This window comes from Micromonospora acroterricola (assembly GCF_003172955.1).
In the GTDB taxonomy this organism is placed as follows: Bacteria; Actinomycetota; Actinomycetes; order Mycobacteriales; family Micromonosporaceae; genus Micromonospora; species Micromonospora acroterricola.
The window spans coordinates 1-8955 of record NZ_QGKR01000347.1 but is presented as its reverse complement, the minus strand read 5'-3'; the positions used below and the strand labels follow the sequence as shown (position 1 = coordinate 8955).

The window sequence follows — 8955 nt, the reverse complement described above, 5'->3', positions numbered from 1 at the left end:
CAGCTCCCACAGCGACACGCCGTACTGGGTGGCGCGCTGGGTGGTGTTGACCCGGACGAAACGGCCGGTGCCGGTGACCGCGAGGTTCTGAACGCCGCCCGTGCCGGCCGTGGTGGTGTGGATCGTCGTCCAGGTGTCGGTGCCGGTGGGCGATGTCTCGATGGTGAACGCGCGGGCGTAGGCGGCCTCCCAGCGCAGCACCACCCGGCTGACGGTGGCGGAGACACCCAGGTCGACCCGTAGCCACTGCGGGTCGCTGAACGCGCTGGACCAGCGGGTGCCGGCGTTGCCGTCGACGGCCGCCGAGGCGGGGAACGCCACGGACTCGGTCGACGAGGCGGTGACCGGCAGCCCCTGGGACAGCAGCGCGTCGGCGGCGTCGGCGGGCGGCGCCAGGATCGCCAGGTACGCGCCGAGCAGCAGGAGCAGTGCGCTGCCGAGGGCCGCGAGGCGGCGGCCGCGCCCAGCTCGGGACAAGGGGGTGCGGGACGGGGGGAGAGTCCGATTCATCGGTACTCCTTCGGGGTGGCGGCGGCGGGACCGACAGCTCACTGCTTCGGGCCCAACTCGCGGGAGAGCGCTCTCCGACGTAACTCACTCTTAACCCTGCCGACCACGGATGTCAATGGAAGCTGATTGATCAGCATGAATACGCTGACGGGCGGCGAATGGTCGGAGCACCGGGGCCGGCCGCTACCGGACGCGGCCGATCGTGGCCGGGCGACTCGCGCTCGACACCGAGCACCGGCCACGATCGACGCCACCTGACCGCTACGGCTTCTTGGGGTCCTCACCGTAACCGTTGCACTGCCGACCCCCGTTGATGCAGTAGGCCACGACATAGGCCTGGCGGGCCGCATTCCACCCGTTCATGAAGTCGTAGTGGAATGAGTAGCTGGCCCCCGAGGAATATGCCAGGCCGGCGGTGCTGGTGCCCGCCAGTTTGTACGGGAGCTTGATCTCCAGCATCGGCAGCGGGACGGGGTGGTCGGCCGGGCAGACCCCGCTCACCGGCCAGGCCATGTGCGACTTGTGGTCGGGCACGTCCAGGTGCACGCCGTCCCAGCAACTCGGCGCCTTGAGGCGCACGACCAGGGACGACCCGGAGGGGCAGGAGGCCGGCCAGTCGTTGCCCTTGTAGCCGGTGCACGACCAGCTGCCCCCGAAGTGCGCCGCGTCCGGCGTCTTCACGTCCCCCACGAGCAGCTTGAACCCGGCGGGAAACGGCTTGACCGTGCGGTAGTCCTTCACCCCGGCCTTGTAGTACACGGTGACGATGCTGTTCGGCACCGGCGTGCCGTTCTGCGACAGCGTCGGGAACCAGTATCCGGACGCGTCGAGGGTGTCCTGACAGGACGTGGCGCCACCGACCAAGGACTGCGGGGTTGAGTTGGCGTTGGTGGTGGGGTTGCCGATGAACGTGTGGTTGTGCGACGCACCGGGCAGACCGGGGAAGACGATCGGGTCGTCGCTGAGCCGGTGGTTGACGTCGCAGTTGGCGTGCGCCTCCTGATACTGCGCGAAGGGCGGGTCGTCCGCCGCGAACGCCGTGCCGTTTCCACCGACCGCGGCGATTACCACGACACTCAGGAAAACCGCGGCGAGTGGCCTGGCCACAACTCTCCGACGCCCTCCCGAAACGGCTCTGGACAAGAGCGATCTGAGGCTCATTTGATCTCCTTTGGACGTAGGAACGAGCATCTATTTCCAAAAGCTAACAATGGCCCGAGATTGAAACAATTGGTTGCCATCAGTTTGCCAAAAGGGCTGGCCGACGGTGCCGCGTAATAACCCGCACAGAGTGTCCGGCCGACCCGGGTCGGCCGGACACTCGATGATTCACGGGTAGCTGATCACGTTGTGCGGGGTCACGGAGGACGGCAGCGCGGCGTCACCGGTGTCGTTGATGACATGGGTGATCGAACCCTTGCCCAGGGACACCGTCAGCACGTCGTGGAACCTGACGTTGGGATTGACCGGAACCTCGAAGGAGTGATAGGCGGCGATGGACGGGTCGGCGGTGAACACGCAGTAGCTACCGAGCCCCCAGGCCTCGTGGCTGGTCACCGAGTTGGCCACCTTGTAGGCGGCGTAGCCGGTGATGCCGTCGTGCGACCAAGCTGCTGCGCTCGGAGGGTCGTAGGGCAGTTCGTTCTGGAAGAAGATGGTCCGGCCGCCGTTGCCGTTCCAAATCACGTTGTACTTCTGGAAGTGCTCGACGAACAGGCCGAGCGCGGTGACGTCGGCGCCGTTGACGACCAGGCCGGTGTCGGACGGGTTCGTGGTCCACCCGGCCCCGGCGCCGTGGTCGGCACGCCAGGCCCAGATGTGGTCGATGATCGTGTTGTTGCTGTTTACCATCAGGGCGTTGGTGACGGCGGCCGGGCCGGCGCCGCCGACGCGCAGGAACACGTCCTGCAGCGAGATCGGATTGGCGGCGTGGTCCGCGTTCGCGCCGCTCTGGCCGACCTGGAGCAGCGACGGCGACCGGGTGGTGCCGGCGTCGAAGAGCAGCCCGGCCACCTTGACCCCGTTGACGTCGGCCACGTTCATCGCGGTGACCCCGTTGTCGGCGATGAGGGTGGCGAAGCCCAGGCCGAGGACGACGGTGTCCGGCCGGGTCACGTTGATGGTCTGGCCGACGTGGTAGACCCCCGGGGTGAAGAGCAGGTTCAGGCCCTGCGCGAGCGCGCTGTTGATGGTGGCCGCCGAGTCGCCCGGGTGCGCGACGTAGAACTGGGTCAGCGGCAGCGACGTGCCGGCGGTGTTGCCGGCCGCCCAGGTGACGCCGGAGCTGTTGGTGCGCAGGGACGGGACGAACACCCGGTAGGCGCCCGACGAGTCCGTGTACAGGTAGGGCTTCTCGCGGCTGACCGGGGTCTTCGGCACGACGGTGTAGGGCGGCTTCGGGAACGTGTTGGCGGGCGCCCCGGCCACACCGGAGAAGACCACGTTCCAGACGCCGCCGTTCCAGCCGCCGACCTGACTGTCCCGGGTGTACCACTGCTGCTGCGAGCACGGGCTGACCGTGCCGCTGATCCGACTGTCGGCGATGTACCCGCCGCTGGCCCACCCGCAGTTGGGCGAGGCGAGGGTCATCCCGCCGTGCACGTCCATCCGCCGGAACGGCGCCGCCTGGGCCACCGCCCACCGGTCACGGCCCGACACCGGAGTGATCGACATGTTCTCCGCCGAGCGCCAGAAGTTCTGCGTCGCGTTGCCGGCCATCCAGCCCGCGTCGACGGTGACGTCACCGTTGATCTGCACGTCGGCCGGGTTCTGCCCGAGGCCGGCGACCGAGGTGTAGAAGCCCAACTGGGCGTTGAGGCCGGTGTACGAGCCGGGCTTGAACAGCAGCGCGTACCGCTGCGTGCCGAACTGGTTTGTCTCCTGCGTGGCGAACACCTGGTCCAGCTTCGACTGGATGCTGGACGACGACATCGACGGGTCGAACACGATGACGTTGGAGCCGAGGTCGCCCCCACCGGGAATGGGCGGGCCGGTCGTGGGCAGTGGGGTCGTGGGCGTCGACCCGCTGTGCACCACCAGCTCGAAGATCGAGTATCCGTAGCCGGTAGCCCGGGTGGCGCCGTACACCCGCAGGAAGCGGCCGGTGCCGCTGACCGGGATGGTCTGCGTGCCGCCGCTGCCGGTGGCGGTGGAGTAGAGCGACGACCAGTTGCCGACCCCGTCGGGTGAGACCTGGATCTGGAACGCCTTCGCGTACGACGTCTGCCAGGTGAGGACGACCTCGCAGACATCGGTGCTGGCACCGAGGTCCACCTGGAGCCACTGCGGGTCACTGAACGCGCTGGACCAGCGGGTCGTGGCACTGCCGTCCACGGCGTTGGCCGCCGACAGCCGGCTGTTCTCCACCGACGACGCGGTGGCCGGCCGGTTCAGTGCGAGGTTGGCGGTGCCGCAGCCGGCTGCGGCGGCGGTGGCGGTGGCGGACGGGGTGGTCACGGCGAGGGCGTAGGTGACGAACACGGCCAGCCCGGACACGGCCGCGGCGAGCGCGGACCGGCGTCTGCCGGTCCGGCTCGCCCTGCTGACGGAGCGTTGCATGACATCTCCCTGATGGGGTCAGGATGGAAGCCACCGCCGACGGCCAGGCGGCGGTGGCTCCGTGGGGACGGGTACCGAGGGGCCCTGGACGATGGCCCACGGATCGCGCACCAGTGGCGGTTGTCTGGACACTATGGGCGCCACCAGGGCCCGACAATCGATTGCCAACATTTGCCACACTCGATCGATGCCGGAACCACAGAGCATGAATTCCCGTCAGTTCACGGAATCAGCGTCCCGCCTTCTCCGCGCGTACCCGAAGGTCCAACGCCCGAAGGTAGGCCAGGTTGTCCCGGGTCCGCTGAGCCAGCGGCACGGCGGTGGAGAAGTCCTCGACCGTCACCCACCCGTCGTAGCCGACCCGACGCAGCGCGCCGAGATAGGCCGCCAGGTCGGCCTGCCCCTCCCGCAACGGCGCCCACTCGGCCGACCAGCGCGGTCCCCCGTCGTCCCGGGTGCCGCTCACCCGCCACGCGACGTTCTTCACGTGCACGTGCGCCAGGTACGGGCCGAGCAGCTGGAAACCGGCCAGCGGATCCTCGAACCCCTCGATGGTCAGGTTGCCGATGTCGTGGATGACCCCGGCATGCTCCGGCGGCAGGCCGTCGAGCAGCCGCATCGCCGCGGACGCCGAGGCGACGATGGTGCCGTGGTGCAGCTCGACCAGCGCGGTCACCCCGTGCTCCGCCGCCCGCCCGGCGATCCACGCCAGGTCCCGGCGGGTACCGGCCATCAGCTCCCGATAGTCGCCGCTGCCCAGTTGCGGCATGGTCACCCGGACCCGTTCCGCGCCCAGCGCGGCGGCCGCGGCCAACACCCGCTCGACGTTGCCGTGGTCGGCCGCCGGCACGTACGCCCCGAGCCCGGACAGCGCCAGCCCGGCCTCGCGGGTGATCGTGGCGATCCGGGTCAGCTCACCCTCCAGCCCGGTCAACGGGACGGTCGCCCGGTTGCCGGCCCAGAACCCGGGCGGTCGGGCCGGTTCCTGGTCGGTGACCCGCCACTCGACACCGTCCCAGCCCTGCGCGGCCAACTGCCCGACCGTCTCCTCCGGGGTCCAGTCCGGCGTGGACGCCGTGAACACCGACCACCTCATCGCGCCACCCCCGCCCGCAGGACGGACGACACCGTGGCCGCGGAGCCCTCGACGGCGGCGAGCACGTCGTCGAAGTCGCCGGCCAGCACCGCCGGCACCGACACCGGCCGACGCAGGTGCGCCGAGAGGTAGACCGCCTTGACCACGGCGACGTCGAGCAGCGCCTCGACCGCCGTGACCCCCGGTCGCCGGCCGCCGAGGATCGCCTCGACCGTGTCGTGGTACTGCCGCAGGTGCCCGGTCACGAAGGCGTCGTCGGGCTTGGTCGCCCCCCGCAGCTGCGACGGTGGCACGGCGTCGCCGGACCGGTCGGGCCCGTCGGCGTACGCGGACGGGTCCGGGCCGTCGGCGGTGTGCAGGTATTCCAGCTGGTCGTCGTGGATCACCGCGGACCCCTGCGAGCCGTGCACCTGCAACCGCACCCCGATGCCCGGGTACGCCGCGGTGGTGGCGTGCAGCACGGCGAGCGCCCCGTCGGCGAACCGGATCGCCGCCACGGCGACGTCCTCCACCTCGACCCGCTCGTGGGCGAGGACGCCGGTGTAGGCGAACACCTCCTCGGGCCGGCCGAACAGCCACAGCAGCAGGTCCACGGTGTGCACGCCCTGGTTTATGGTGGCGCCGCCGCCGTCCTGTTCCCAGGTGCCGCGCCAGCCCGCCGAGTCGTAGTACCGCTGGCCCCGCCACCACGGCACGCTGGCCACCGCCGAGGTGAGCCGCCCCAGGTCGCCGGCGCGCACCCGGGCGGCGACCGCGACGCTCGCCGGGTCGAACCGGTGCTGGCAGACCACCGCGCAGACCAGACCGGCCGCCTCGGCGTCCGTGGCGACCCGGGCGATGCGGCGGGCCGCCGGCAGGGAGGCATCGAGGGGCTTCTCGACGAGCACGTGCACGCCGGCCGCGAGGGCCTCCTCGGCGAGGTCGGCGTGCGTACCGCTGGGCGTGCAGACCACTACCAGGTCCGCCGCCTCGGCCGCGAGGGCCTCGCCCAGCGAGGCGTACCGGGCCGGCGGCGGGCCGCCCTGCTCGCCGATCCACCCGGCGAGCCGGTCGTTGGCCTGCGGGTCCGGGTCGGCGAGCGCGCTGAGGCGCAGTCCGGGGTGCCGCAGGATCGCCCCGGCGTGGGTGCGGGCGATGACCCCGCTGCCCGTGATCACGACGTTGAGGACGGTCATCGAAGATGCACTCCTATCGAGGCGGTGAGGTTCACGAACGCGCGCGCCGCCCGGCCGAACTCGGCGGGGCCGGAGAATCCGCCGAGGTCGTGCTGGCTGGCGAGGTGCGGTTCGAGGGAGGCGAAGCCGGAATAGCCGTCGTCGCGCAGCGCGGTGAGCGTCCGCAGCAGCTGGCCGTCGCCGTGGCCGGCGGGCACGACCTCGGCGGTGGCCGCGATCGCGTCCTTGACCTGCAGGTACTCCAGGTGCGGGCGCAGCAGCGCGTACCCGTCGTCGTAGGGCCGCACCCCGACCTGCACGAAGTTCGCGTTGTCCCAGGCGATGCGCAGCGCGGGCGAGTCGACCGACTCGACGAGGTCGGCGACCCGCTGCGGCACATCGCCGTAGATGTCCTTCTCGTTCTCGTGCAGCAGCACGACGCCGGAGTCCTCGGCGAGGGCCGCGAAGGCCCGCATCCGCGCCAGCACCGCCGCGCGGATCTCGGCCGGGGCGACCCCGGCCGGGCGGTAGAACGAGAAGATCCGGACGTACCGGCTGCCCAGCCGGTGGGCGGCCGCCACGGCGGCGCGCAGCCGGTCGAGCTCACCGCCGTCCTCGGTGGTCACGTCGACCTTCCCGACGGGCGACGCGACCGCCGAAACCGCCATGCCGCGCGCGTCGACCGCCTCCGCCAGGCCGTCCAGTTGGGCGTCGCCGAGCTCCACCACGTTCGTGCCCCACGCGCTGCGCACCTCGATGTGCCGGGCACCGAGGGCACTGAGCACCGCGAGCTGCACCGCCGGGTCGGGATCGATCTCGTCGCCGAAGCCGGACAGCGTCCACGCCGTCACTTCACACCTCCCGCGGTCAGCCCACCGACGATGTACCGCTGGAAGGCGAGGTAGAGGGCGACCACCGGGGCCGCGCAGACGATGGCGGCGGCCATCATCTGCCCGTACGGCGGGATCGCCCCGCCCTCCTGCGCCGCGCCGAAGACCTGCAGCACGACCGCCGCGGTGCGGGTGTCCACGTCGGTCATGACCGAGGCGAACAGCACGTCGTTCCAGCCGAGCAGGAACGCGAAGATCGCCGCGACGACCAGGCCCGGCCAGCTCAGCGGGATGACGACACGCAGCAGGATCTGCCAGCTCCCGGCACCGTCCACGCGGGCGGCCTCGATCAGCTCGCCGGGCAGCTCACGCAGGTAGGTCACCATGATCCAGGTGGAGAACGGCAGCCCGAACGTGAGGTAGGTGACGACCAGCGACCACCGGGTGCCGATCGTCGGCACGCCGAGGCTGCTGCCGATCGTCGCGAAGAGCACGAAGACCGGCAGGAGCAGCAGCGTGCCGGGGATCGACTGCATGCCCAGCAGCGCGCGCAGCACGGTGCGCCGGCCCCGGAACCGGTGCCGGACCAGGACGTACGCCGAGAAGACCGCGATCGCCGCGCAGGTCACCGCCACCGTGCCGGCGACGAGCAGGCTGTTCGCGAGCCCCCGGCCGAGCGGAACGGTCGACCAGATCCGGACGTAGTTGCCGACGCTGACCCGCTCCGGCCAGAACTCACCGGCGGCCACGGCCAGGTCGGTGTTGACCGAGCCGAGGAAGACGTAGCCGACCGGCGCGCCGACGATGGTCAGCAGGAACACCGTCAGGCCGATCTGCAGTGGTCGCGGCAGCAGGCGAAGCACGGAGTTCATGCGGCGGCCTCCGGCGCGTCGAGTCTGACGGTGCGCAGATAGACCAGCAGCGGGACCAGGATCAGCACCAGCGAGATCACGGCCATCGCCGCGCTCAGCCCGAACCGCAGGTTCTGGAAGCTCTCCACGTACGTCAGCACCGGCAGCACCTCCACGTCGTGCGGGCTCGGGACGCCGAACAGCACGAACGGCAGGGTGAAGCTGTTCACCATGTGCAGCAGCGAGATGATCGCGGCGAGCGCGACCGGGGGGCGCAGCAGCGGGAGGATGACGTGGCGCAGCTTCGCCCGCCACTGCGCGCCGTCGAGCGCGGCGGCCTCGTGCAGGCTGTCGTCGATGCCCTGCAGGCCGGCCAGGGCGAGCAGGTAGACCAGCGGCCAGCCCGACCAGGCCTGCACGACGATCAGGGCAAGGTAGCTCTTCGGCCCGTTCAGCCACAGGCCGCCGGCGATGCCCAGGGTCGCCAGGCCCTGGTTGGCGACCCCGTCGGGTTGCAGGATGATCCGCCAGATGGTGCCGACGACGAAGGCGGGCAGCACGTACGGGATGAGGTAGAGGGACCGGATCAGCGACCGCCCGCGGAACGGCAGGTGGGTGGTCAGCGCGGCGGCGACCCCGAGCGGCAACGCGAGCAGCGTCGCGACCACCGCCGCGGACCCGCTGACCCAGATGGCGTGCGGCAGGCTGGTGCGGCCCACCGCCTCGACGTAGTTGCCGGCGCCGACGAACGGCGCCGACAGCCACTGCCGGAAGGTGTACTGGTCGAGGTCGAGCAGCGACATCACCAGCGCGACGACGAACGGCACGACGATGACGGTCAGGGTGAGCAGGCCGCCGGGCGCGAGCAGCCACACCGCGGCACCGCCGGCGGTCGCGCCGCGACGGCGGCGCGGCGGGGACGGGCGGGCCACCCCGGCCCGGCGCCCCTCGCCGGT

8 protein-coding genes are annotated in these 8955 nt (G+C 71.2%); all 8 read right to left on the bottom strand.

The window, feature by feature from the left end; translation table 11 throughout:
- The coding region (locus DKT68_RS29230; RefSeq protein WP_146218447.1) for a discoidin domain-containing protein at positions 1 to 510 on the bottom strand (510 nt) is incomplete at its 3' end.
- A gap of 261 nt (positions 511 to 771) precedes the next feature.
- Positions 772 to 1581 (bottom strand): DUF1996 domain-containing protein, encoded by an 810-nt coding sequence (locus DKT68_RS29225; protein ID WP_161556710.1) that lies wholly within the window; start codon positions 1579 to 1581, stop codon positions 772 to 774.
- 258 nt (positions 1582 to 1839) lie between these two features.
- The gene (locus tag DKT68_RS29220) at positions 1840 to 4068 is read right to left on the bottom strand and encodes a discoidin domain-containing protein (RefSeq protein WP_109820598.1); all 2229 of its coding nucleotides are present in this window, start codon (positions 4066 to 4068) and stop codon (positions 1840 to 1842) included.
- Positions 4069 to 4297: 229 nt separating this feature from the next.
- Positions 4298 to 5164: a sugar phosphate isomerase/epimerase family protein gene (locus DKT68_RS29215; RefSeq protein WP_109820597.1), complete on the bottom strand. Its 867-nt coding sequence runs from the start codon at positions 5162 to 5164 to the stop codon at positions 4298 to 4300.
- Positions 5161 to 6339: a Gfo/Idh/MocA family protein gene (locus tag DKT68_RS29210; RefSeq protein ID WP_109820596.1), complete on the bottom strand. Its 1179-nt coding sequence runs from the start codon at positions 6337 to 6339 to the stop codon at positions 5161 to 5163. The genes DKT68_RS29215 and DKT68_RS29210 overlap by 4 nt, the downstream gene beginning before the upstream one ends.
- On the bottom strand, positions 6336 to 7169 hold the full coding sequence (locus DKT68_RS29205; RefSeq protein ID WP_109820595.1) for a sugar phosphate isomerase/epimerase family protein: 834 nt from the start codon (positions 7167 to 7169) through the stop codon (positions 6336 to 6338). The genes DKT68_RS29210 and DKT68_RS29205 overlap by 4 nt, the downstream gene beginning before the upstream one ends.
- Positions 7166 to 8020, bottom strand: a complete 855-nt coding sequence (locus DKT68_RS29200) for a carbohydrate ABC transporter permease (protein ID WP_109820594.1) — start codon at positions 8018 to 8020, stop codon at positions 7166 to 7168. The genes DKT68_RS29205 and DKT68_RS29200 overlap by 4 nt, the downstream gene beginning before the upstream one ends.
- The coding region (locus tag DKT68_RS29195) for a carbohydrate ABC transporter permease (protein ID WP_330848955.1) at positions 8017 to 8955 on the bottom strand (939 nt) is incomplete at its 5' end. The genes DKT68_RS29195 and DKT68_RS29200, both read right to left, overlap by 4 nt.